The sequence below is a fragment of the Curtobacterium sp. C2H10 genome, from assembly GCF_025407985.1.
Classification (GTDB): domain Bacteria; phylum Actinomycetota; class Actinomycetes; order Actinomycetales; family Microbacteriaceae; genus Curtobacterium.
Genome location: NZ_JABXGF010000004.1, coordinates 118,882 through 141,355, shown reverse-complemented (window position 1 = coordinate 141,355; position 22,474 = coordinate 118,882). Strand labels below are relative to the sequence as shown.

The window sequence follows — 22,474 nt, the reverse complement described above, 5'->3', positions numbered from 1 at the left end:
AGCGTACAGTCACCGGCTTGCACGGAGGTCCCGAGGACTACCGTCGCCGACGGAGCCGCACCGACGCGGCCACGACAGGAGTGACACGCACATGGAGTACCGCTACCTCGGCAACTCGGGCCTCAAGGTCTCCGAGATCACCTACGGCAACTGGCTCACCCACGCCTCCCAGGTCGAGAACGACGCGGCGATCGCCTGCGTCCGGGCAGCGCTCGACGTCGGCATCTCGACGTTCGACACCGCCGACGTCTACGCCAACACCGGTGCCGAGACCGTCCTCGGCGAGGCGCTGAAGGGGGAGCGACGCCAGTCCCTCGAGATCGCCACGAAGGTGTTCGGGCCGACCGGACCCAAGGGGCACAACGACACCGGCCTGAGCCGCAAGCACATCCTCGAGTCGATCAACGGTTCGCTCGAGCGGCTGCAGACCGACTACGTCGACCTCTACCAGGCACACCGGTTCGACTACGAGACCCCGCTCGAGGAGACGATGATGGCGTTCGCCGACGTCGTCCGGCAGGGCAAGGCGCTCTACATCGGCGTGAGCGAGTGGACGGCGGAGCAGCTCCGCGCGGGACACGAGATCGCCGACGACCTCGGCGTCCAGCTCATCTCGAACCAGCCGCAGTACTCGGCGCTCTGGCGGGTCATCGAGGGCGAGGTCGTCCCGACGTCCGAGGAGCTCGGCATCTCGCAGATCGTCTGGTCCCCGATCGCGCAGGGTGTGCTGACGGGGAAGTACCAGCCCGGTCAGCCGCTGCCCGAGGGCTCCCGCGCCACCGACGACAAGGGCGGCGCGAAGATGATCGGGCGGTTCATGCGCGACGAGGTGCTGTCCGCCGTGCAGGACCTCAAGCCGATCGCCGACGAGCTGGACCTGTCGATGGCGCAGCTCGCGGTCGCCTGGGTGCTGCAGAACCGGAACGTGGCGTCCGCGATCATCGGCGCCTCGCGCCCGGAGCAGGTGCACGACAACGCCGGCGCTGCCGGGGTGACGATCCCCGCGGAGCTGCTGTCCCGCATCGACGATGCCCTCGGCTCGGTGGTCGAACGCGACCCGGCGAAGACCGAGGAGAGCAGCCCGAAGACGCGCGAGGCGTAGGTGCCCGTCCCAGGAGGCGCGGTGCGGGTCTGACCCGCACCGCGCCTCCTGGACGTGGTCGCGTCCCGACCAACGCAAAAAGGCCCCCTACCGGAGTAGGGGGCCTTTCACCGTGGCTGGACACGGCATCGATCCGTGGACCTTTCGATTTTCAGTCGAACGCTCTACCAACTGAGCTATCCAGCCGTGGCGACCCTGACGGGACTTGAACCCGCGACCTCCGCCGTGACAGGGCGGCACGCTAACCAACTGCGCTACAGGGCCATGTTGTGTTGTGTTGTTCGGTAGTGCTCTGCTTGCTTGCTCACTCTGCGAGGAGTGACCCCAACGGGATTCGAACCCGTGCTGCCGCCGTGAAAGGGCGGTGTCCTAGGCCACTAAACGATAGGGCCGCAAGCGGTGCTTCGCGCTACCGATGGACAAGCATACGGATGCCTCCTGGGATTCACAAATCGAGCCGCTCCACCGCGGAATCCCCGGCGTGTCGCGGTGTCGCCGCCCGGGCGCAGGGCTTCACTCACCGTGGGGCACCAGGCCCCGATTCGTGCTGTCGATGTTCCGATGCGACCATCGTCGTCGGTCCCGTGCCCCTCGTGCGAGGGGGTGTGCGGGTGCGACACCTGTTGTTACTGTTGCGCTTGTTAACAGTGTTACGTGCGTGAGCCTTGCCGCGCTGTTACGAAATCGAGATGTATGTCGACCTCACCATCGCTCTCACTCCGCCCCCGTCCCCGCCGCCGCTTCATCGCCGCCGCGGTCGCCGTCGCGCTGACCGCCGGCACCCTCGCGGCCCTCGCCCCGGTGACCTCGGCCAGTGCGGCGTCGTACCCGAGCTGGTCGGACGTCGAGAAGGCCAAGGCGTCGAAGTCGGCCCAGCAGGCGAAGGTGACGCAGATCAAGGGGCTCATCGCCGACCTCACGGCGAAGGCCTCCGCGGCGCAGAAGTCCGCCGAGGCCGCCGGGACGGCCTACCAGACCGCGCAGACGAAGTACGACGACGCGACGCTGACCCAGAAGAAGCTGCAGTCCCAGGCGGACGACGCCGAGAAGACCGCGACCGCGTCCGAGGCGCAGGCCGGTCAGCTCGCGGCGCAGCTCGGGCGGGCGAGCGCGAACGACGTGACGACCGACATCCTCACGCACCCCACGAAGTCGGGTGACCTGCTGTACGAGCTCGGTGCGATGTCGAAGCTCAGCGAACAGGCCGACGGCATCTACGCGCAGGCGTCCCAGGACCGCGGTGTGGCCCAGGGCCTCGCCGACAAGGCGGACCGCGCCAAGGAGGCCCTCGGCGACCTCGCCGACGAGGCACAGCAGAAGATGCAGGCCGCACAGACCGCGGCCGACCAGGCGCAGTCCTCCGTGGATGCCCAGGCGGACAACAAGGAGCGACTCGAGGCGCAGCTCACCCTGCTCACCACGAGCGAGCAGAACGTCGAGGCGCGCTACAACAAGGGCGTCCAGGTGGAGAAGGCCCGGCTGGCCCGCATCGCGGCAGCGGCAGCGAAGGCCGCGGCGACGAGCCAGGGCGGGACCGGTGGCGGTTCGCCGAACTCGTCCGGCTGGGTCCGCCCGACCGGCGGGTACCAGACGAGCCCGTTCGGCTACCGACTCGACCCGTACACGAAGAACTACGCCCTGCACGCCGGCGTCGACCTCGCTCCCGCCTGCTACGCCCCGATCTACGCGGCGGCGTCCGGCACGGTGACGTTCGCGGCGAACGGCGGCGGCTACGGCAACGAGGTCGTGCTCGACAACGGCGGCGGCATCTCGACCGCGTACGGGCACATCGTCGACGGCGGCACGCTCGTGTCGGTCGGCCAGCACGTCACCGCCGGGCAGCAGATCGCCAAGGTCGGTTCGACCGGGTGGTCGACGGGTTGCCACCTCCACTTCGAGACCCGGGTGAACGGTTCCGCCGTCGACCCGGTCCCCTTCATGGCAGCGCGGGGGATCTCGGTATGACCGTGTGCGCGCCCGAAAGGCCCTGAACGCCGTGAAGCACTCCGCTCGCACCCTGTCCTGTGGGATCGCGGTGGTGGCCGTCCTCGGGATCGGTCTCTCCGTCGTGGTCGCCGGCCCGGCCCAGGCGGCACCGTCCGCCCCGAGCTGGGACGACGTGCGAGCGGCGAAGGCGGACACCGCCGAGGCCCAGTCCACCGTCGACGAGCTGAGCACCCGGCTGCAGACCTTGCAGGACGCTGCCGACAGCGCACAGGTCGCCGAGCTCCAGGCCGGTCAGACGTACGCCCTCGCGTCGTCGCGGCAGCAGGACGCGCAGGCGACCTTGGACGACCTCACCGCGCAGTCGAAGCGGGCGGAGCGGACGGCGGACGCCTCCGCGCAGCAGGTCGCCGGCCTCGTGGTCGAGCTGTCGCGCACCGGCGGCGGGGACCTGTCCGCGGCGATGCTCATCGACTCGCGGGACTCGAAGGACCTGCTCTACCGGGTCGGCACGATGTCGCACCTGTCCGAGCGGTCCGCGACCGTCCTCGCCCAGGCCCAGGCGGACCAGAACACCGTCGACGCGATCGCCGCGCAGCAGTCCGCCGCGACGAAGGCCCTCGCGAAGGCGACGGACACGACGAAGGCCGCCCTCGCCGAGGCGAACGACACCGCGGCGTCGGCGCAGGCACGCGTGCAGCGGGAGCAGGACCAGCAGGACGAGGTGCTGCAGCAGCTCGCGTACCTCAAGGGCACGAGCGTCGCCACCGAGGCCGCCTACTGGACCGCGCAGCAGGCGAAGCGGGCGGAGGCGCAGCTCGCGTCGACCACCGGTGGCTCCGGGGCGACCGCGGCCGCGGGCACCGGCACCGGCTCCGGCTCGGGTGGGGGCGCCGCGAGCAGCACGCCGAGCACGGGCGGCGGCACGAGCACCCAGCCGAGCACCGGCGGCGGCGGCAGCAGCTCAGGCGGCACCAAGCCCAGCACCCCGACCACACCGTCGAAGCCGAGCACCCCGACCACTCCGTCGAAGCCGAGCACCCCGACCACTCCGACCACACCGTCGAAGCCGAGCACGCCCACCACCCCGACGACCCCGACCGCACCGAGCACCCCCTCGAAGGCAGCCGGCGCGATCGCCTACGCCCGCGCACAGATCGGCGACGCGTACCAGTTCGGCGGTGCGGGCCCGAACACGTGGGACTGCTCCGGCCTCGTGATGATGGCGTACAGCTCGCAGGGCATCGCCACCGGTGGGCACAACGTCGTCTGGCAGTACAACTACTTCAAGTCGATCGGGCGCCTCGTGCCGATGTCGCAGCGGCAGCCCGGCGACATCCTCTTCTACTCGTACAACGGCACCGTCAACGAGGCGTACCACGACTCGATCTACACCGGCAACGGCATGATGGTCGAGGCGGCGAACCCGCAGCGCGGCGTGCTCGAGCGCGCGATCTGGACCCCGGGCCAGCTGCTGCCCTACGTCGCACGGCCGAGCGGTTCGCTCTAGCCGCACGCAAGAACGACGAGTGCGCACGAGGGATCGTGCGCACTCGTCGTCAGGCGGTGCAGTCCCGGTCGAGCCGGAACGGGACCGGGAGCGTCAGTGACCGGCGGGCACGTACGCGGCCTGGCCGGCCGTGACGATCGCCTCGGCCTCGGCGGCGTCGCCCCAGCCCTCGGCCTTGACCCACTTGTTCGGCTCGAGGTCCTTGTAGCGCTCGAAGAAGTGCGCGATCTCGGCCTTCGTCTGCTCGTCGACGTCCGAGATGTCCTGGATGTGCGCCCAGCGCGGGTCCTTCGCGGGGACCACGAGGACCTTCGCGTCGTTGCCGGCCTCGTCGCTCATCTTGAAGACGCCGACCGGGCGGACCTTGACGCCCACACCGGGGAACGTCGGGTACTCGAGGAGCAGCAGCGCGTCCACGGGGTCACCGTCGTCGGCCAGGGTCTTCTCGAAGAACCCGTAGTCGGTCGGGTACACGAACGAGGTGAACAGCACGCGGTCGAGGTACACGCGACCGGTCTCGTGGTCCACCTCGTACTTGTTGCGGCTGCCCTTGGGGATCTCGACGACGACGTCGTACGCGGCCATGTTGCGCTCCTGGTCTGATGTGCGGGAAGAAAGCGCGGCTAACGTTACCGGGTGAACACTCCGCGTCCCCGGCTCGACCCTGCGGTCGCCGACACCCGTCGCGCGGTGCGCTCCCTGCTCGCGCAGGCGCTCGACGAGGGCACGGTGCGCCCCGGAGACCTCGTGCTCGTCGCGCTGAGCGGCGGACCGGACTCGCTCGCGCTCGCCGCGGCCACCGCGTTCGAGGCGCCCAAGCAGGACCTGCGAGCCGGGGCAGTGGTCGTCGACCACGCGCTCCAGGCGGGGTCCGAGGCGGTGGCGAGCCGCGCCTCCAGGCAGGCGTCCGAGCTGGGACTCGAACCGGTGACCGTCCGTCGTGTCGCCGTCGGTTCCACGGGCGGTCCCGAAGCGGCGGCTCGGGAGGCGCGGCACGCGTCGATCGCGCTCGTCGCGTCCGACGTCGGGTCACCCCTCGTGCTGTTCGGACACACGCTGGACGACCAGGCCGAGTCCGTGCTGCTCGGCCTCGCCCGCGGGAGCGGGCCGGACTCGCTGTCCGGCATGGCGCCGTTGACGCGGCGCGAGGCGGGGCCGGCCTACGGGCGGCCGCTCCTCGGCGTCCGTCGCCACACGACGCGGCAGGCGTGCGCCGCCGCCGGACTCGCCCCGTGGGACGACCCGCAGAACGCGGACCCGGCCTTCGCGCGCGTCCGCGTCCGGAACGTGCTCCTGCCCGCGCTCGAACGCGAACTCGGCGCCGGCGTGCCCGAGGCCCTCGCCCGCACCGCCGACCAGCTCCGCGAGGACTCGGCCGCGCTCGACCACTTCGCCGAGGAGATGGCCGAGGACCTCGCCGAGCACTCCGAGGCCGGCATCTCGCTGTCCGTGCGGGAGCTCGCGGCGAACCCGCCGGCCCTCCGGCAGCGGCTCGTGCGGCTGGCGGTGGAGAGCGAGTTCGGCGTGACGCTGTCCCGCGTGCAGACGCTCGAGGTGTGCCGCCTGGTCACCGACTGGAGCGGGCAGGGGCCGATCGACCTGCCGGGCGTGCAGGCGTCGCGATCGGGCGACCGTCTGGCCTTCACCGCCGGTTAGGCTGGGGTGGTGGAACTCTCCGACGTCCAGGCAGACCTGTCCGAAGTCCTCTTCACCCCCGAGCAGATCGACGACAAGCTCGCCGAGCTCGCCGCGGTGGTCGACGCCGACTACGCGGGGCGCGACCCACTGCTCGTCGGTGTCCTCAAGGGTGCCGTGATGGTGATGGCGGACTTCTCGCGCCACCTCAAGATGCAGGCGCGCATGGACTGGATGGCGGTGTCGTCGTACGGCTCCGGCACGAAGTCGTCCGGCGTGGTCCGCATCCTCAAGGACCTCGACACCGACCTGCACGGGCGGGACGTCCTCATCGTCGAGGACATCATCGACTCCGGTCTGACGCTGTCGTGGCTCAAGCAGAACCTCGAGTCCCGAGGGGCGGCGAGCGTCGAGATCGTCGCACTGCTGCGCAAGCCCGAGGCGGCCAAGGTCGAGGTCGACGTGAAGTACGTCGGTTTCGACATCCCGGACGCGTTCGTGGTCGGCTACGGGCTGGACTACGACGAGCGCTACCGCAACCTGCGCGGGGTCGGGGTGCTCGCACCGCACGTCTACAGCTGATCCTGGCGGCGGGTGGAGTTCGCCCGCAGAGGACACCCATTCTCGCCACAGAATCGCAGCCGTATGCTGATCAGCACGCAACTTCGGCAGAGAAAGGTGTCGGGCGCTCTGCCCGGATCACATGGACTTCAAGCGCATCCTTCGCGGGCCGTACATCTACGTGCTGATCGCGATCGTGGGGATCTGGATCGGATGGGCTGTCATCAGCCAGTCCGGCACGCAGCAGATCGACACGCAGAAGGGCCTCCAGCAGCTCTCCGACGGCAAGGTCTCCTCCGTGGTGGTGAACTCCACCGAGCAGCGCGTCGACCTCACCCTGAAGGACGGCAACGCGCACGAGCAGTTCTACTACTCGACGCCGCGCGGTGAAGAGGTCATCCAGGCCGTCAACGACGCGAACCTGCCGAAGGGCTACAACGACACCGTCCAGCAGTCGAACTGGTTCCTCTCGCTGCTCGGCATCCTCCTGCCGTTCCTCATCATCGGTGCCCTGTTCTGGTTCCTCCTCGCCAACGCCCAGGGCGGCGGCTCGAAGGTCATGCAGTTCGGCAAGTCCCGGGCGAAGATGAACAACAAGGAGAACCCGCAGGTCAGCTTCGCCGACGTCGCGGGCGCCGACGAGGCGATCGAGGAGCTCCAGGAGATCAAGGAGTTCCTCAAGGAGCCGGCGAAGTTCCAGGCCGTCGGCGCCAAGATCCCGAAGGGCGTGCTGCTGTACGGCCCTCCCGGTACCGGCAAGACGCTGCTCGCCCGAGCCGTCGCCGGTGAGGCGGGCGTCCCGTTCTACTCGATCTCCGGTTCGGACTTCGTCGAGATGTTCGTCGGTGTCGGCGCGAGCCGTGTCCGCGACCTCTTCGAGCAGGCGAAGCAGAACTCGCCCGCCATCGTCTTCATCGACGAGATCGACGCCGTGGGTCGTCACCGTGGCGCCGGCATCGGCGGCGGCAACGACGAGCGCGAGCAGACGCTGAACCAGCTCCTCGTCGAGATGGACGGCTTCGACGGCAAGACCAACGTGATCCTCATCGCGGCGACGAACCGTCCCGACGTCCTCGACCCGGCGCTCCTCCGCCCCGGTCGCTTCGACCGCCAGATCGGCGTCGACGCCCCGGGCCTCGCCGGCCGCCAGCAGATCCTCGAGGTGCACGCGAAGGGCAAGCCGCTCGCCGCGAGCGTCGACCTCGAGCTGCTCGCCCGCAAGACGCCGGGCTTCACCGGCGCCGACCTGGCGAACGTCCTGAACGAGGCCGCGCTCCTGACGGCCCGCTCGAACGCGCAGCTCATCGACAACCGCGCCCTCGACGAAGCCGTCGACCGCGTCATGGCCGGACCGCAGCGCCGCACGCGCATCATGTCCGACCAGGAACGCCTCATCACGGCCTACCACGAGGGCGGTCACGCCCTCGCGGCTGCTGCCATGCGCCACACCGACCCGGTGACGAAGATCACGATCCTCCCGCGCGGCCGCGCCCTCGGCTACACGATGGTGCTCCCGCTCGAGGACAAGTACTCCGTCACCCGCAACGAACTGCTCGACCAGCTCACCTACGCCATGGGTGGTCGCGTCGCCGAGGAGATCGTCTTCCACGACCCGACCACGGGTGCGTCGAACGACATCGAGAAGGCCACCGGCACCGCGCGCAAGATGGTCACCGAGTACGGCATGAGCCGTGCCGTCGGGTCCGTCAAGCTCGGCTCCGGGTCGAGCGAGCCGTTCGTCGGTCGCGACATGAGCGGCGGGACCAGCCGCGACTACTCGGAGAACATCGCCGAGACGGTCGACGCCGAGACCCGTGCCCTGCTCGAGGCCGCGCACGACGAGGCCTACCAGGTGCTCAACGACAACCGCGACATCCTCGACCGTCTGGCCGGCGAGCTCCTCGAGAAGGAGACGCTCGACGCCCCGGAGCTTGTCGAGATCTTCAAGGACGTCCGCAAGCTGCCGGAGCGGCCGCAGTGGCTGTCCAGCGACAAGCGTCCGGTGAGCAACCTGCCCGCCATCGAGGTGCCGGGCAAGGCCGCCTCGACCGCGTCCGAGCAGTCCGACCACGAGTCGTCGAAGCCCCGTCGCCGTCCCTTCGGCAACCCGGGTATCGCCCCCGCGTAGGCCGGCATGACGGACCTGCCGACGAGGCGCTCGCGTCGGCTCGCCGAGGTGAGCCAGGCGCGGGCCGCAGCAGCCGAGCCGCCGACGGTCGCGATCGACCTCCGGGCACCAGCACCGGTGCCGGAGATCGTGACCGGTCGGCGGCGCGACCGTGACCACGGTGCGCCGGCCGACGACCGGACCCGGGTGATGGGGATCCTCAACGTCACGCCGGACTCCTTCAGCGACGGCGGTCTGCACCAGGCGTACGACGCCGCGGTGCAGCACGCCCGGGAACTCGTCGCCGCCGGGGCCGACATCGTCGACGTCGGTGGGGAGTCGACCCGGCCGGGGTCGGAGCGCGTCCCCGTCGAGGTCGAGCAGCAGCGGGTGCTCCCGGTCGTGCAGCAGCTCGTGGCCGAGGGGATCACGGTGAGCGTCGACACGATGAACGCCTCGACCGCCGAGCGTTCGGTGGACCTCGGCGCCGCCATCGTGAACGACGTCTCCGGTGGGCTGGCCGACGACGACATGGCGCGAGTCGTCCGTGACACGGGTGCCGGGTTCGTCGTCATGCACTGGCGTGGGCACAGCGACCGGATGTACCGCAACGCCGAGTACGTGCACGCCGTCGACGAGGTCCGGCGCGAGGTCGAACTCCGCGTCGCCGAGCTCATCGTCGTCGGGGTGCGCCAGGAACAGGTCGTCATCGACCCGGGCCTCGGCTTCGCCAAGCAGGGCGTGCAGAACTGGGAGATCCTGGCGGGCTACGAACGGTTCGCATCGATCGGCCTGCCGGTGCTCGTCGCCGCCTCACGCAAGCGCTTCCTCGACGGGGTCGGCAGCGCTGCCGGCGCTGCCCCGAAGGAGCGCGACCTCGCCACCGCCGCCATCAGCCTGCTCTCCGCCGAGCGCGGGGCGTGGGGTGTGCGCGTGCACGACCCGGCACCGACCCGTGCCGTGCTCGACGTCTGGGACGCCTGGAGGGCAGCTCGATCGTGAGGGACACCATCCGACTGACCGGGGTCCGCGCACGCGGCCACCACGGGGTCTTCGACCACGAGCGCGCCGACGGCCAGGACTTCGTGGTCGACGTCGCCGTCGAGGTCGACGCCCGCGCCGCGTCCGGCTCCGACGACCTCGACGAGACCGTGCACTACGGCGTGCTCGCCGAGCAGGTCGTCGCCGAGATCGAGCGCGACCCGGTCGACCTCATCGAGACCCTCGCCGAGCGCATCGCCGCCGCCGTGCTGACGCACCGTGCGGCCCTGGCGACCGAGGTCACGGTGCACAAGCCGCAGGCGCCCATCACGGTGCCGTTCACCGACGTGTCGATCACGATCCGCCGGACCCGTGGCGGCGTCCGTGCCGCCGGGTCCGACGTCGAGGAAGAAGAGTGAGCCGGGCGGTCGTCGCCCTCGGCGCCAACCTCGGCGACCGGGGGAGCACCCTGCGCGCCGCCGCCGCCGCGATCGTCGCCCTCCCCGGGGTGCGTCCGGTGGCCTCCAGCCGCGAGGTCGAGTCGGTCGCCGTCACGCTCGACGGCCCGGACACGACGAAGCCCCGGTACCGGAACGCCGTCGTGGTCGTCGACACCGACCTCGAGCCGCAGGAACTCCTCGACGCCCTGCACGGCATCGAGGACACCCACGGCCGCACGCGCGAGGTCCGCTGGGGCGACCGGACGCTCGACCTCGACCTCGTGGCGTACGACGACCTGTCCCTCGACACCGTGACACTGACCGTGCCGCACCCGCGCGCCGGCGAGCGGGCGTTCGTGCTCGCGCCGTGGCACGACGCCGACCCGGACGCCGTCCTGCCGGGTGTCGGGCCCGTCGCCGACCTGCTCGAGCGGGTGGGGGACGACACGGAGCGCGTCGACGAGCCGCGCCTCTTCGACGAGCCGACCCGCGCCTCCAGGCCAGAGACGAGCGATTCGTGAAGCCCACCCGCGCCTCCACCCTGCTCAGCGTCGCCGTCGTCGCGGCGGTCGCCGGCTTCGCCCTCGACGCCGTCCTGGCGTCGCGGCAGGCACCGACGCTGTTCCTCGCGACACCCCTCGGCGTCACCCTCGCGTTCATCGGCATCGCCGTGGTCCTGATGGCCCGGCCGGTCCGTCGGCACGCTCGCGACGGCGCGTCCCGGTCGCACCCCGTCGACCCGCTCTACGCGATCCGCGTCGTGGTGCTCGCGAAGGCGTCGAGCATCGCGGGCTCGCTGTTCGGCGGGTTCGGCGCGGGCCTGCTCGTGTACCTCCTGACCCGCTCGGCCTTCCCTTCGCTAGGCTCGGTCCTGCCGAACGCCGTGGCGGTCGGGGGTGGACTCGTGTTGACGGTGTGCGCACTCGTCGCCGAACGCATGTGCATCGCTCCTCCTGGGGACGATGACGACGACGACCTCCCCCGGGGCGGCACGACGCAGGCGCACTGACACCGGGCGGCACGACCCGGCGCACCGCCCAGCACGACCCGACCGCAGGAGGCCCGCGATGCCGCGTGAACGACTCGACGAGCCCGGTCTGGGACTGACCGGCACCACCTGGACCCGGGTGTCGCCCAAGCTCGTCTGGACCGAGCTCGTCACGACGATCGTGATCGGGCTCGTGGTGACCGCCGGCTGCGTCATCATCGGCGTCGTCAGCGGCGGGTTCTCCGGCACTGCGGGCACCGTCTGGACGCTGATCGGGATCGCGGTCGCGATCGTCACCCTCGTGACGGCGATCCTGACGCCGCGACGCGTGCGGGCGATCGGGTACGCCCTCCGTGACGACGACCTCGTCCTCCGGCGCGGCCTGATGTGGCAGCGGTTCACCGCCGTCCCGTACGGCCGCATGCAGCTCGTCGACGTCAACCGCGGACCGCTCGACCGGGTGCTCGGCATGAGCGAGCTGAAGTTCGTCACGGCGGCCGCGTCGACCAACGTCCGGATCCCCGGCATCCCCTTCGCCGACGCCGACGAGCTGCGCGACCGGCTCGTCGAGCTCGCCGAGTCCCGCCGCGCCGGGCTCTAGGAGGGCCGCATGACCTTCCGACCCGGCCCGCCGCCGCCCGCTCCGCCGCACCGGGGCAACGCCGCCGCTGCCGCGCCGCTGACCGACGGCGAGTGGCACCGCATGCACCCGCTGACGCCGCTGCTCAAGGGTGGCATCTTCCTCATCGTGATCCTCGGCTACGTGCTGAACAGCCTGCGGGACCAGCTCGTCGAGTTCTTCATCCCCGGTGGTGGCCCGCAGGACGACGGCGACCCCGTGCGGTACGTCTACGAGCACGGCGTCGTCGGCTGGGTGCTGCTCGGCGTGGCTGTGCTGTTGCTGGTACTCCTTGCGTTGTTCACCCTGTCCTGGCGCATGCACGAGTTCCGGGTGACCGGCGAGATCGTCGAGGTCCGCTCGGGCGTGCTCTTCCGGACGAACCGCAAGGCCCGGCTGGACCGCATCCAGGGCATCAACATCTCGCGGCCGCTCATCCCGCGGATCTTCGGCACCGCCAAGCTCGAGATCGCCCAGGCCGGCAACGACGCGAACGTGCAGCTCGCCTACCTCGGGGTCAAGGCGGCGGACGACCTGCGGCAGCGCATCCTCGTGCTCGCCTCCGGGGCGAAGGACGACGAGCGGCAGCACGACCCGGCCCGGGCGTCGAACGGTGTGCTGCAGGACCGTGTCGACGAGATCTTCTCGCCGGAACTCGACCCCGCCGCGGTCCGCGCGACGCGCATCGTGAAGGTGCACCCCGGTCGGCTCATCGCGTCGATGCTGCTCTCCGGCACGACGGTGTTCATCCTCGCCGCGGTCGCCGCGATGATCGTCAGCGTGGCGCTCACCGGCGAGTACGGGATCCTCTTCGGCCTGTTCCCCGCGGTGATCGGCGCCGGCGGGTACTACGTCCGGAAGTTCTCCCGCTCGCTGCAGTACACGATCGCCGAGACCCGCGACGGCATCCGGATCGGCTTCGGGCTCGTGTCCACCTCGAACGAAACCCTGCCGCCCGGCCGCATCCACGCCGTGAGCGTGGCGCAGCCGCTGCTCTGGCGGCCGTTCGGCTGGTGGGACGTCCGGATCAACCGTGCGACGAACGCCGGCAACGGGGCCTCGAACAACCAGCAGGTCTCGTCGATCGTCCTGCCGGTCGGCACCGCGCGCGACGTCCGCGAGGTCCTCGACATCATCCTCCCCGGCCTCGTCGGCACCGCCGTCGCCGGTCCCGCCGCCTCGCAGGAGCAGCTCCGCGAGGGCTCGGCCGAGGCCGTCGACGTCGTCGACGACAGCCTCACCACCACGGGCGACCGCGGCGGGTTCGTGCACTCCCCGCGCCGGGGCGCCTGGCTCCGCCCGTTCGCGTTCCGCCGCAACGGCTACCGCTTCGTCCCGGGCGCCGTCCTGCTCCGGCTCGGTGCCGTCTGGCGCTCGCTGGTCATCGTGCCGCTGCCGCGCGTGCAGAGCGTCAAGGTCTCGCAGGGGCCGCTCGAGCGTGCACTGCGGCTCGCGTCGGTGCACGTGCAGACCGTGCAGGGCCCGGTCTCCGCGAGCATCGGTGCGCTGGACGCGCGGGACGCGCAGCAGCTGTGGTCGGACACCTCGTCCCGCGCGGTCGAGGCGGCTGCGGCCGACACCTCCCACCGGTGGCGCGAACGGGAGGCGCGGCTCGCCCCCGTCGCGCCGGCCGCGGCCCCGGAGTGGTCACCAGAGCGACGAGTGGACGCGGTGGACCGGGAGCAGTCGTCGCCAGCGCGCGCACCCGGCGGCGCCGAGCCGGTGCGGCCGACCGGCACCGTGCCTCCTGGATCGCCCTGGGGCGACACTCCTCCGCCGGGAGCCGCGCGGTGAGGGCGGGGCGGCTGGGAGTCGGCGTCCTCGGCGCCGGACGGGTCGGACCGGTCCTCGGAGCAGCGCTCGCGAACGCCGAGCACGCCGTCGTCGGCGTGACGGCAGTGTCCGAGGCCGGACGCGACCGCGCCGAGGCGATGCTCCCCGGCGCACCCGTCCTCGAGACGCCGGACCTCGTCGAGCGCAGCGAACTCGTGCTCCTCGCCGTGCCGGACGACCAGCTGGCCGACCTCGTGCAGGGGCTCGCGGACGCCGGGATCTGGCAGCCGGGGCAGCTCGTCGTGCACACCAGCCCGGACCGCGGCGTGGGCATCCTCGCACCGGCGATGGCCGCGGGGGCGATCCCGCTCGCGATCCACCCCGCGATGGCGTTCACGGGCACCAGCGTCGACCTCGTCCGGCTCCGCGACGCGTACTGCGCCGTGACCGCACCGTCGCCCGTGCTCCCCATCGCCCAGGCGCTCGTCGTCGAGATGGGTGCGGAGCCGTTCGTCGTCACCGAGCAGGACCGGCCCGCCTACGCTGACGCCGTCCGCGCCGCGGTGAGCTTCTCGACCGCGATCGTCGACCAGTCCGCCGGCACGCTGTCCGGCATCGGGGTCGAGTACCCGGGCCGGGTCCTCGGAGCGCTGGTCCGCACGGCCGTCGACAACGCGCTCGCGGCGGCCGACGGGCAGGCGACGCTCTAGTCCGGCCGCGCTGTACGATTTCCGGGACCCCCACGACCATCGGAGCCGCACCAGCATGACCGACGAGACCGCACCCGCCACCGAGCCCTCCGCCGCCGAGATCGCCGCGGCGGAGACCAGCGAGCAGCGACAGGTCCGGCTCGACAAGCGGGCGAAGCTCCTCGAGTCGGGGATCGAGGCGTACCCGGCGGGCCTGCCGGTCACCACCACCATCCCCGCGGTCCGTGCGCAGTACGCGCACCTCGACACCGGCGAGGAGACCCAGGACGTCGTCGGGATCGCCGGCCGCATCGTGTTCTCGCGCAACACCGGCAAGCTCTGCTTCGCGTCCCTGCAGTCCGGTGACGGCTCCCGCATCCAGGCGATGGTGTCCCTCGCCGAGGTGGGCGAGGAGTCGCTCGCGCGCTGGAAGGAGTTCGTCGACCTCGGGGACCACGTGTTCGTGCACGGCCGGGTGATCTCCTCGCGGCGGGGCGAGCTGTCGATCATGGTCGACGACTGGCAGATCGCGGCCAAGGCGATCCTGCCGCTGCCGAACCTGCACAACGAACTCAACGAGGAGACGCGGGTCCGCCAGCGCTACCTCGACCTCATCGTGCGCGAGGAGGCCCGGGCCACCGTCCGCGCCCGTGCCGCGGTGATGTCGTCGCTCCGGCAGACCTTCGCTGGTCACGACTACCTCGAGGTCGAGACCCCGATGCTGCAGACCCAGCACGGCGGTGCCTCGGCGCGGCCCTTCGTCACGCACTCGAACGCGTTCGACACCGAGCTGTACCTCCGCATCGCGCCGGAGCTCTTCCTCAAGCGCGCCGTGGTCGGCGGCATCGACCGGGTGTTCGAGGTGAACCGGAACTTCCGCAACGAGGGCGCCGACTCGACGCACTCGCCCGAGTTCGCGATGCTCGAGGCCTACCAGGCGTACGGCGACTACGAGCAGATGGCCGACCTGACGCAGGAGCTCGTGCAGAACGCCGCGCGGGCCGTGACAGGCGGCTCGCTCAAGGTCACCTGGGCGGACGGCACGACGTACGACCTCGGCGGCGAGTGGCCGCGCATCGACATGTACGGGTCGCTGTCCGAGGCCGCCGGTCGCGAGATCACCCCGGAGACGCCGCTGCCCGAGCTGCGGGCACTCGCCGATGCCGAGGGCGTCGAGGTCGCGCACGCCACGCACGGCAAGTACGTCGAAGAGCTCTGGGAGCACTTCGTCATCGACTCGCTCGACCGTCCGACGTTCGTGATGAACTTCCCGGTCGACACCTCGCCGCTGACCCGCGAGCACCGCAGCCGTCCGGGCATCGTCGAGAAGTGGGACCTCTACGTCCGTGGCTTCGAGCTGGCGACGGCGTACTCCGAGCTCGTCGACCCGGTCGTGCAGCGGGAGCGGTTCATCGAGCAGGCGAAGCTCGCCGCGGGCGGCGACCTCGAGGCCATGCGCGTCGACGAGGAGTTCCTGCGGGCACTCGAGCACGCGATGCCGCCGTCGGGCGGCATGGGCATGGGCATCGACCGGCTCCTCATGGCCATCACGGGCCTGGGCATCCGCGAGACGATCCTGTTCCCGTTGGTGAAGTAGGACCCAGCTGACGGCTCCGTTCCGGGGGTTAGGATGCTCGGGTGCCGCATGGAGTCGTGACCGGGATCATCTTCGCCCTGACGCCGACCGTCGTGGTCGGCCTCATCTTCTGGTTCGTGATGCGTGCCATCATGCGGGCCGACCGCACCGAGCGTGCCGCGTACGCCAAGGTCGAGGCCGAGGAGCGTGCCCGCTTCGAGCGTGAGCACGGCGTGCCGGCACCGGCGCCCGCCTCCGCGGAGTAACCCGCTCCCGATCAAGGGGCCGCCCGCGGTCGACGTCACCCGGTGTTCACCGCGCGGTGCGACCCTGGCGTGCATGCGCGCGACCCCGGACGGCAGGGAACCCGAACCCCAGCCCGACCCCGACCTCGCCGACCTCGATCCCGATGACGCCTTCGGGCACCCGGCGGTCGCGGATCCCGCTCGCGACGACACCGTGTGGCCCGACGGCGAGGGCGACGACGACGACATCGACGTCTGAGCGTCCGGACACCGTCACCGGCCGTTCACCCCGACGTCGTCTGCCGGCGTGAGCATCGTCCGCATGTCCATCACGCAGATCATCTCCGGTGGTGTCCTCGCGAACCGCGGGGGCGTCTTCACCGGCCGCAGCCTCGTCGGCGACATCGAGAGCGAGTACGACGAGTTCGACCGAGACGCCGACCTCGAGGTCTCGAAGCGTCGCGAGGGGTGGCTCGAGCCCTCCTGGTGACCCCCGCCCGTTCGGTTTTCGGGGTACGACGACCGGATCGCCACGATCCGGACCGCCGTACCCCTTTTTCGTGTCCACTGGGCGCGGCGGCCCGGGGTACAGGATCGGAAACGAGCAAGAAACACCGATGCAACGCCGGAAACACGGCGACATCCCCTTGATTCTCGACCATGCGGGGGACCAGACTGACGACAGGCTGTACCCCTCGGGGGACGGTATCCATGGTGAAGCACGGAGAAGCCTGAGAATCGATCCGATCGGTTTGTGGGGTACACCTCCGGAACGCTTTACTCGTGACACCCCCAACGAGGTCATCACCCGTCGAACGCAGGGAGTCATCATGACGATCGCAACCGCAGCACCCAAGACGACGACCACCGGCACCACCGCACGTCGCACCAAGAAGACCACCGCAGCGAAGGCTCCGGTCACCGCGGTCGAGACCACCACGCTCGACACCGAGGTCGAGGCCGACGAGCAACTCGCGGGTGTCCGCGGCGCCTCAGTCGACCAGGTGGGTGACTACCTCCGGCACATCGGACGGCTCTCGCTCCTCACCGCCGAGGAAGAAGCCGAGATCGCCCGCCGCATCGAGGTCGGCCTCTTCGCCGGGGAGAAGCTCGCCACCGAGAAGGGCCTCGCGAAGACCCTGCAGCGTGAACTGCGCTGGCTCGTCCGCGACGGTGAGCGCGCCAAGGAGCGCATGATCACCTCGAACCTCCGCCTCGTCGTGAGCATCGCCAAGCGCTACTCGCAGCGCGGCCTGCCCTTCATGGACGTCATCCAGGAAGGCAACCTCGGCCTGGTCCGCGCGGTCGAGAAGTTCGACTTCACGCAGGGCTACAAGTTCTCGACGTACGCCACCTGGTGGATCCGTCAGGCGATCTCCCGCGGTCTCGCCGACAAGGCCCGAACGATCCGCATCCCGGTCCACACGGTCGAGCTGATCAACAAGATCTCCCGAACCGAGCGCGACCTCACCGTCGACCTCGGCCGCGCGCCGATGCCGGACGAGGTCGCGGCCGAGCTGAGCATGAGCGTCGACGAGCTCGTCGACCTCAAGGGCCGCTCGCACGAGCCGGTGTCGATCCACACGGTCGTCGGCGACTCGGACGACAGCGAGCTCGGCGACTTCATCGAGGACGAGGACGCCGCGTCCCCGAACGAGCTGACCGAGACGACGCTGCTCCACCGCGACATCCGCTCGATCGTCGCCGAACTGCCGAGCGACGAGGCGAACGTGATCCGCATGCGCTACGGCCTCGACGACGACAAGCCGATGACGCTCGACGAGATCTCGAAGATCGTCCACACGACCCGCCAGGCGGTCAGCCGTGTGGAGTCCCGCGCCAAGCTGCGGCTCTTCGCCAAGGCGGTCTCGCAGGACATGCAGCTGTACCTGACCGACTAGGTCAGTGGACTTCGGCCGGCACGTGAGTGCCGGCACGGGGAACCGGGTCGTTCTGTGGGAAGACGATCCGGTGGGGTGATGGGACGGCCCGCTCGCGCTTCGGCGTGAGCGGGCCATTCACGTTCCCGGGGTCGGGCAGGGCGCGGTCCGCTACTCCTCGACCTCGCGCCCGAGCTTCTGGCGGAGGTCCTGGGGGATGAGCTCGATGAGCTGGTCCGGCCGCACGGGCAGGTCGAGCAGGCTGAGCTTCACGCGTCCGGTCCGCCCGTGGCGCTCGGCGTCGAGGCGGACCACGCTGCCGGCGTCCTTCCGCAGCCGCACGTCGATCTGCGCACCGGTGGCGACCTCGCCGACGACGAGTCCGTCGACCTCGAGCGCTGCGCTGCGGGTGCCCTCGGCGATGTCGAACCGGTAGCGCTCGCGAGCCGCGAGGACCACGGCACGGTCGATCCCGGCCATCGGTGCGACCGGGGTCACGACGGAGCCGGACAGTGCGGGGGAGAGGACGGGGCCACCGGCGGCGTAGTTGTACGCGGTGGACCCGGCAGGGGTCGCGGCGACGATGGCGTCCGCCCGGTAGTACCCGTACCCGAGCCCGCCGACGCTGAGGTCAGCGGACACCTGCCCGGCGCCGGGACGTCGCACGATCGTGAGGTCGTTGAACGCGAGGTAGTCGGTGCGGGCTCCGCTCCAGAACAGCCGGGCCTCGAGCGCGTGGTGCGGTTCGAGCTGGTAGTCGCCGGCGGACAGCCGCTCGAGCGCGACCTCGAGCTCGGGCGGCTCGATCTCGACGAGGAAGCCCACGTTGCCGTAGTTGACCCCGAGCACCGGCACCGGACGCTTCGCCACGAGCCGCATGGCCCCGAGCATCGTGCCGTCCCCGCCGAGTGCGACGACGAGGTCGACCTCCTCCGTGAAGTCCTCGTCCCCGATCACGTCGACCCCGCCGCCGATGCGCTGGACGTCGGCGCGGCGGGCGACGAGGCGTCCGCGGCCGGAGGCGTTCCAGCGCTGCAGGGTCGCGACGGACTCCTGCACGTTCTTGGTCGGGTGGACGACGAGTCCGACGACGGGCTGCTCCATGGTCGCGATCGTACCGATCGCGCCCGGGATCTCCTCTCGTGGACTGTTCACACATGAGATATTCTGCATGTATGCAGATCGCCACGCTCTCCGTCGCCCTGCCCACACTCCGGCACGGACGCGAGATCGTGCTCCTCGCGGAACAGGAGTCACTGGAGACCGGTTTCGGCTTCCTCGACGCCGAACACCTCCTCGTCGCCGCGGTCACGCTCTGCAGCGGGATGCCCCGCTTCCTCGACGTCCTCGACGCGCACGGCGTCACGCCCGACCGCGTCCGCACCGCGAGCAGTGCCTTCGTCGGTGCCGGGGCACCCGGACCGGTCTCGCCCGACCGGGTCACGTGTACACCGGCCGCGGCGCGGGTGCTGGCCCGTGCCGCACAGCTCGCCGGCCCGGCGGAACGCGTCCGACCGCACCACCTGCTGCTCGCGGTGCTCGACGGCATCGACGATCCGTTCACGGGGGCCGCGCACGACGTCCTCGACGGTCTCGGTGTCGACCCGCGCCGCTTCCGCCGCGCCCTGCGTCGGGCCGCACGACGCGCCTGACGCACCCCGCACCCCGCGCCGACCCGACACCCGGCGCGACCCGCCGCGCGACCCCCGTGAGCACCACCGGGCGCAGGCTCCGGGGCGGACCCGCACCGCGCCTCCCGACCGTCCCCTGTTCACCGGACGCAACGAGGTCACGCCCACGGCGAACAGGGGCAGACCACCCGGGGTGCGCTGGTTACTCTCGATGTACGTCACCGGACTTCCACGAGCCCGGCAAGGGAGAGCACATGTTCGAGAGATTCACCGACCGAGCCCGTCGTGTTGTCGTCCTCGCTCAAGAAGAAGCGAAGATGCTCAACCACAACTACATCGGCACCGAGCACATCCTCCTCGGCCTCATCCACGAGGGCGAGGGCGTCGCCGCCAAGGCGCTGGAGTCGCTCGGCATCTCGCTCGATGCCGTCCGCGAGCAGGTCCAGGACATCATCGGGCAGGGCCAGCAGCAGCCGACCGGGCACATCCCGTTCACGCCGCGCGCCAAGAAGGTGCTCGAGCTGTCCCTGCGCGAGGCGCTGCAGCTCGGCCACAACTACATCGGCACCGAGCACATCCTCCTCGGCCTCATCCGCGAGGGCGAGGGCGTCGCCGCCCAGGTGCTCGTCAAGCTCGGCGCGGACCTCAACCGCGTCCGTCAGCAGGTCATCCAGCTCCTGTCCGGCTACCAGGGCAAGGAAGCGGTCGCCGTCGGCGGCGAGCAGCAGCAGAACGCCCAGCAGGGTTCGCAGGTCCTCGACCAGTTCGGTCGGAACCTCACCCAGGCGGCGCGTGACGGCAAGCTCGACCCGGTCATCGGCCGCGAGAAGGAGATGGAGCGGGTCATGCAGATCCTCTCCCGCCGCTCCAAGAACAACCCCGTCCTGATCGGTGAGCCCGGCGTCGGCAAGACCGCCGTCGTCGAGGGCCTCGCCCAGGCGATCGTCAAGGGCGACGTGCCCGAGACGCTGAAGGACAAGCAGCTCTACTCGCTCGACCTCGGGTCGCTCATCGCCGGGTCCCGCTACCGCGGTGACTTCGAGGAGCGCCTCAAGAAGGTCACGAAGGAGATCCGCACCCGCGGCGACATCATCGTCTTCATCGACGAGATCCACACCCTCGTGGGTGCCGGTGCTGCCGAGGGCGCGATCGACGCCGCTTCCATCCTCAAGCCGCTGCTCGCGCGCGGTGAGCTCCAGACCATCGGTGCCACCACGCTCGACGAGTACCGCAAGCACTTCGAGAAGGACGCCGCACTCGAGCGTCGCTTCCAGCCGGTGCAGGTCAACGAGCCGTCGCTGCCCCACGCGATCAACATCCTCAAGGGTCTCCGCGACAAGTACGAGGCGTTCCACAAGGTGTCCATCACCGACGGCGCGATCGTCGCCGCGGCGAACCTCGCGGACCGCTACGTGCAGGACCGCTTCCTGCCGGACAAGGCGATCGACCTGATCGACGAGGCCGGTGCACGCCTCCGCCTGTCGATCCTGTCGGCGCCGCCGGAGCTCCGCGAGTTCGACGAGAAGATCTCGGCGGTCCGCGGGCAGAAGGAAGCCGCGATCGAGGAGCAGGACTTCGAGAAGGCCGCTTCGCTCCGTGACGAGGAGAAGAAGCTCCTCGGCGAGCGTCTCCGCCTCGAGAAGCAGTGGCGTGCGGGTGACGTCGCCGCGTCCGGCACCGTCGACGAGGGCATCATCGCCGAGGTCCTGGCGCAGGCCACGGGCATCCCGGTGTTCAAGCTCACCGAGGAAGAGACCTCGCGGCTCGTCTTCATGGAGAAGGCACTGCACGAGCGCGTCATCGGTCAGGAAGAGGCCATCTCGGCCCTCTCCAAGACCATCCGACGCACCCGCGCCGGCCTGAAGGACCCGAACCGTCCCTCCGGCTCGTTCATCTTCGCCGGCCCCACGGGCGTCGGGAAGACCGAGCTCGCCAAGGCCCTCGCCGAGTTCCTCTTCGACGACGAGGGTGCGCTGATCTCCCTCGACATGTCGGAGTTCGGCGAGAAGCACACCGTCTCGCGACTCTTCGGTGCCCCTCCCGGGTTCGTCGGGTTCGAGGAAGGCGGCCAGCTCACCGAGAAGGTGCGCCGCAAGCCGTTCTCCGTGGTCCTCTTCGACGAGATCGAGAAGGCCCACCCGGACATCTTCAACTCGCTGCTGCAGGTCCTCGAAGAGGGTCGTCTGACCGATGGTCAGGGCCGCGTGGTCGACTTCAAGAACACCGTCATCATCATGACCACGAACCTCGGTTCGCAGGGCATCGCCGGTGGCCCGGTGGGCTTCCAGGTCGAGGGTGACTCCGGTGTCGGCTACGACCGCATGCGCTCGAAGGTGAACGAGGAGCTCAAGAAGCACTTCAAGCCCGAGTTCCTCAACCGCGTCGACGACACGATCGTGTTCCCGCAGCTCTCGCAGCCCGAGCTGCTGCAGATCGTGGACCTCTTCGTGAAGCGCCTGGCCGACCGCCTGCTCGATCGCGACATGACGGTGGAGCTCACGCTCGCCGCCAAGGAGCAGCTCATCAAGGTCGGGTTCGACCCGGCACTCGGTGCCCGCCCGCTCCGCCGCGCGATGCAGCACGAGGTCGAGGACCAGCTGTCCGAGCACATCCTGCAGGGTGAGCTCACGGCCGGCGACCACGTGAAGGTCGACTTCACCGGTGGCGAGTTCCAGTTCGAGACCGGGCGTCAGCCGGGTCGCGAAGAGGTCCTCGCCGGCGCGGCCGCCGTCGAGGCGACGGACACGCCGCAGGGCGAGATCGAGTCCTAGGACCCGGTCACGGACGTGACGG

General features: G+C 70.5%; 22 protein-coding genes and 3 tRNA genes. 20 read left to right on the top strand and 5 right to left on the bottom strand.

Annotation, left to right across the window (positions count from 1 at the left end; all coding sequences use genetic code 11):
- The first annotated feature begins 91 nt into the window (after window positions 1–91).
- Window positions 92–1,102, top strand: a complete 1,011-nt coding sequence (locus HWD93_RS03905) for an aldo/keto reductase family protein (protein ID WP_261646090.1) — start codon at window positions 92–94, stop codon at window positions 1,100–1,102.
- A 113-nt stretch (window positions 1,103–1,215) separates the two neighbouring features.
- Here HWD93_RS03905 and HWD93_RS03900 read toward each other — a convergent pair.
- The 3 genes from HWD93_RS03900 to HWD93_RS03890 all read right to left on the bottom strand — a co-directional run bounded on the left by HWD93_RS03900 (window position 1,216) and on the right by HWD93_RS03890 (window position 1,494).
- Window positions 1,216–1,288, bottom strand: a tRNA-Phe gene (locus tag HWD93_RS03900).
- A gap of 1 nt (window position 1,289) precedes the next feature.
- A tRNA-Asp gene (locus HWD93_RS03895) sits at window positions 1,290–1,366 on the bottom strand.
- Window positions 1,367–1,421: 55 nt separating this feature from the next.
- Window positions 1,422–1,494, bottom strand: a tRNA-Glu gene (locus tag HWD93_RS03890).
- 301 nt (window positions 1,495–1,795) lie between these two features.
- Here HWD93_RS03890 and HWD93_RS03885 point away from each other — a divergent pair.
- Together HWD93_RS03885 and HWD93_RS03880 are read left to right on the top strand one after the other, a co-directional pair.
- Window positions 1,796–3,067 (top strand): M23 family metallopeptidase, encoded by a 1,272-nt coding sequence (locus HWD93_RS03885; RefSeq protein ID WP_261646089.1) that lies wholly within the window; start codon window positions 1,796–1,798, stop codon window positions 3,065–3,067.
- A 73-nt stretch (window positions 3,068–3,140) separates the two neighbouring features.
- A complete protein-coding gene (locus HWD93_RS03880) occupies window positions 3,141–4,556 on the top strand; it encodes an NlpC/P60 family protein (RefSeq protein WP_261646088.1) in 1,416 nt (471 codons plus the stop codon).
- A gap of 93 nt (window positions 4,557–4,649) precedes the next feature.
- Here the strand turns inward: HWD93_RS03880 and HWD93_RS03875 are convergent, their stop codons facing one another.
- Window positions 4,650–5,141 (bottom strand): inorganic diphosphatase, encoded by a 492-nt coding sequence (locus tag HWD93_RS03875; RefSeq protein ID WP_070417329.1) that lies wholly within the window; start codon window positions 5,139–5,141, stop codon window positions 4,650–4,652.
- 51 nt (window positions 5,142–5,192) lie between these two features.
- Between HWD93_RS03875 and tilS the strand changes: the two genes are divergently transcribed.
- The 15 genes from tilS (at window position 5,193) to HWD93_RS03800 (ending at window position 18,071) form a co-directional block, all read left to right on the top strand.
- Window positions 5,193–6,212, top strand: a complete 1,020-nt coding sequence (gene tilS / locus HWD93_RS03870; protein ID WP_070417328.1) for a tRNA lysidine(34) synthetase TilS — start codon at window positions 5,193–5,195, stop codon at window positions 6,210–6,212.
- Window positions 6,213–6,221: 9 nt separating this feature from the next.
- Window positions 6,222–6,773, top strand: a complete 552-nt coding sequence (gene hpt / locus HWD93_RS03865) for a hypoxanthine phosphoribosyltransferase (protein WP_070417327.1) — start codon at window positions 6,222–6,224, stop codon at window positions 6,771–6,773.
- A 121-nt stretch (window positions 6,774–6,894) separates the two neighbouring features.
- Window positions 6,895–8,880, top strand: a complete 1,986-nt coding sequence (gene ftsH, locus HWD93_RS03860) for an ATP-dependent zinc metalloprotease FtsH (protein ID WP_070417326.1) — start codon at window positions 6,895–6,897, stop codon at window positions 8,878–8,880.
- 6 nt (window positions 8,881–8,886) lie between these two features.
- A complete protein-coding gene (folP, locus tag HWD93_RS03855; protein ID WP_261646087.1) occupies window positions 8,887–9,861 on the top strand; it encodes a dihydropteroate synthase in 975 nt (324 codons plus the stop codon).
- Window positions 9,858–10,259, top strand: a complete 402-nt coding sequence (gene folB / locus HWD93_RS03850) for a dihydroneopterin aldolase (protein ID WP_261646086.1) — start codon at window positions 9,858–9,860, stop codon at window positions 10,257–10,259. The genes folP and folB overlap by 4 nt, the downstream gene beginning before the upstream one ends.
- On the top strand, window positions 10,256–10,801 hold the full coding sequence (gene folK / locus HWD93_RS03845; RefSeq protein WP_229085861.1) for a 2-amino-4-hydroxy-6-hydroxymethyldihydropteridine diphosphokinase: 546 nt from the start codon (window positions 10,256–10,258) through the stop codon (window positions 10,799–10,801). The genes folB and folK overlap by 4 nt, the downstream gene beginning before the upstream one ends.
- Entirely contained in the window at window positions 10,798–11,289 is a 492-nt protein-coding gene (locus HWD93_RS03840) for a DUF3180 domain-containing protein (protein ID WP_070417323.1), read from the top strand. Before folK ends, HWD93_RS03840 begins: the two co-directional genes overlap by 4 nt.
- 58 nt (window positions 11,290–11,347) lie before the next feature.
- Window positions 11,348–11,869 carry a PH domain-containing protein gene (locus HWD93_RS03835; protein WP_070417322.1) on the top strand — a complete coding sequence of 174 codons (522 nt, stop codon included), beginning with the start codon at window positions 11,348–11,350 and terminating at the stop codon, window positions 11,867–11,869.
- Window positions 11,870–11,878: 9 nt separating this feature from the next.
- Window positions 11,879–13,681 (top strand): PH domain-containing protein, encoded by a 1,803-nt coding sequence (locus tag HWD93_RS03830; protein ID WP_261646085.1) that lies wholly within the window; start codon window positions 11,879–11,881, stop codon window positions 13,679–13,681.
- Complete coding sequence (locus HWD93_RS03825; RefSeq protein WP_261646084.1) at window positions 13,678–14,370, top strand: Rossmann-like and DUF2520 domain-containing protein; 693 nt, start codon at window positions 13,678–13,680, stop codon at window positions 14,368–14,370. The genes HWD93_RS03830 and HWD93_RS03825 overlap by 4 nt, the downstream gene beginning before the upstream one ends.
- 55 nt (window positions 14,371–14,425) lie before the next feature.
- Window positions 14,426–15,946 (top strand): lysine--tRNA ligase, encoded by a 1,521-nt coding sequence (gene lysS, locus HWD93_RS03820; RefSeq protein WP_261646083.1) that lies wholly within the window; start codon window positions 14,426–14,428, stop codon window positions 15,944–15,946.
- A 41-nt stretch (window positions 15,947–15,987) separates the two neighbouring features.
- Entirely contained in the window at window positions 15,988–16,191 is a 204-nt protein-coding gene (locus tag HWD93_RS03815; protein WP_031262806.1) for a hypothetical protein, read from the top strand.
- 73 nt (window positions 16,192–16,264) lie between these two features.
- The gene (locus HWD93_RS03810) at window positions 16,265–16,429 is read left to right on the top strand and encodes a hypothetical protein (RefSeq protein ID WP_261646082.1); all 165 of its coding nucleotides are present in this window, start codon (window positions 16,265–16,267) and stop codon (window positions 16,427–16,429) included.
- Window positions 16,430–16,492: 63 nt separating this feature from the next.
- Window positions 16,493–16,660: a hypothetical protein gene (locus HWD93_RS03805; RefSeq protein WP_156794796.1), complete on the top strand. Its 168-nt coding sequence runs from the start codon at window positions 16,493–16,495 to the stop codon at window positions 16,658–16,660.
- Window positions 16,661–17,000: 340 nt separating this feature from the next.
- Window positions 17,001–18,071 carry a sigma-70 family RNA polymerase sigma factor gene (locus HWD93_RS03800; protein ID WP_070417318.1) on the top strand — a complete coding sequence of 357 codons (1,071 nt, stop codon included), beginning with the start codon at window positions 17,001–17,003 and terminating at the stop codon, window positions 18,069–18,071.
- 150 nt (window positions 18,072–18,221) lie between these two features.
- On the opposite strand, the gene HWD93_RS03795 is transcribed toward HWD93_RS03800, so the two are convergent.
- Window positions 18,222–19,154 carry an NAD(+)/NADH kinase gene (locus tag HWD93_RS03795; RefSeq protein WP_070417317.1) on the bottom strand — a complete coding sequence of 311 codons (933 nt, stop codon included), beginning with the start codon at window positions 19,152–19,154 and terminating at the stop codon, window positions 18,222–18,224.
- A gap of 71 nt (window positions 19,155–19,225) precedes the next feature.
- On the opposite strand from HWD93_RS03795, the gene HWD93_RS03790 reads away from it, so the two are divergent.
- Together HWD93_RS03790 and HWD93_RS03785 are read left to right on the top strand one after the other, a co-directional pair.
- Window positions 19,226–19,702, top strand: coding sequence for a Clp protease N-terminal domain-containing protein (locus HWD93_RS03790; protein WP_261646081.1), 477 nt, complete (start codon window positions 19,226–19,228; stop codon window positions 19,700–19,702).
- Between the two features lie 233 nt (window positions 19,703–19,935).
- Window positions 19,936–22,452, top strand: coding sequence for an ATP-dependent Clp protease ATP-binding subunit (locus HWD93_RS03785; protein WP_070417315.1), 2,517 nt, complete (start codon window positions 19,936–19,938; stop codon window positions 22,450–22,452).
- Window positions 22,453–22,474: the final 22 nt, after the last annotated feature.

Bases quoted from the DNA above. Each gene is read 5' to 3' on its own strand.
- HWD93_RS03905 (WP_261646090.1), top strand. From the start codon at position 92: ATGGAGTACCGCTACCTCGGCAACTCGGGCCTCAAGGTCTCCGAGATC.
- HWD93_RS03885 (WP_261646089.1), top strand. From the start codon at position 1,796: ATGTCGACCTCACCATCGCTCTCACTCCGCCCCCGTCCCCGCCGCCGC.
- HWD93_RS03875 (WP_070417329.1), bottom strand. From the start codon at position 5,141: ATGGCCGCGTACGACGTCGTCGTCGAGATCCCCAAGGGCAGCCGCAAC.
- ftsH (WP_070417326.1), top strand. From the start codon at position 6,895: ATGGACTTCAAGCGCATCCTTCGCGGGCCGTACATCTACGTGCTGATC.
- folP (WP_261646087.1), top strand. From the start codon at position 8,887: ATGACGGACCTGCCGACGAGGCGCTCGCGTCGGCTCGCCGAGGTGAGC.
- HWD93_RS03835 (WP_070417322.1), top strand. From the start codon at position 11,348: ATGCCGCGTGAACGACTCGACGAGCCCGGTCTGGGACTGACCGGCACC.
- HWD93_RS03830 (WP_261646085.1), top strand. From the start codon at position 11,879: ATGACCTTCCGACCCGGCCCGCCGCCGCCCGCTCCGCCGCACCGGGGC.
- lysS (WP_261646083.1), top strand. From the start codon at position 14,426: ATGACCGACGAGACCGCACCCGCCACCGAGCCCTCCGCCGCCGAGATC.
- HWD93_RS03810 (WP_261646082.1), top strand. From the start codon at position 16,265: ATGCGCGCGACCCCGGACGGCAGGGAACCCGAACCCCAGCCCGACCCC.
- HWD93_RS03805 (WP_156794796.1), top strand. From the start codon at position 16,493: ATGTCCATCACGCAGATCATCTCCGGTGGTGTCCTCGCGAACCGCGGG.
- HWD93_RS03800 (WP_070417318.1), top strand. From the start codon at position 17,001: ATGACGATCGCAACCGCAGCACCCAAGACGACGACCACCGGCACCACC.
- HWD93_RS03795 (WP_070417317.1), bottom strand. From the start codon at position 19,154: ATGGAGCAGCCCGTCGTCGGACTCGTCGTCCACCCGACCAAGAACGTG.
- HWD93_RS03790 (WP_261646081.1), top strand. From the start codon at position 19,226: ATGCAGATCGCCACGCTCTCCGTCGCCCTGCCCACACTCCGGCACGGA.
- HWD93_RS03785 (WP_070417315.1), top strand. From the start codon at position 19,936: ATGTTCGAGAGATTCACCGACCGAGCCCGTCGTGTTGTCGTCCTCGCT.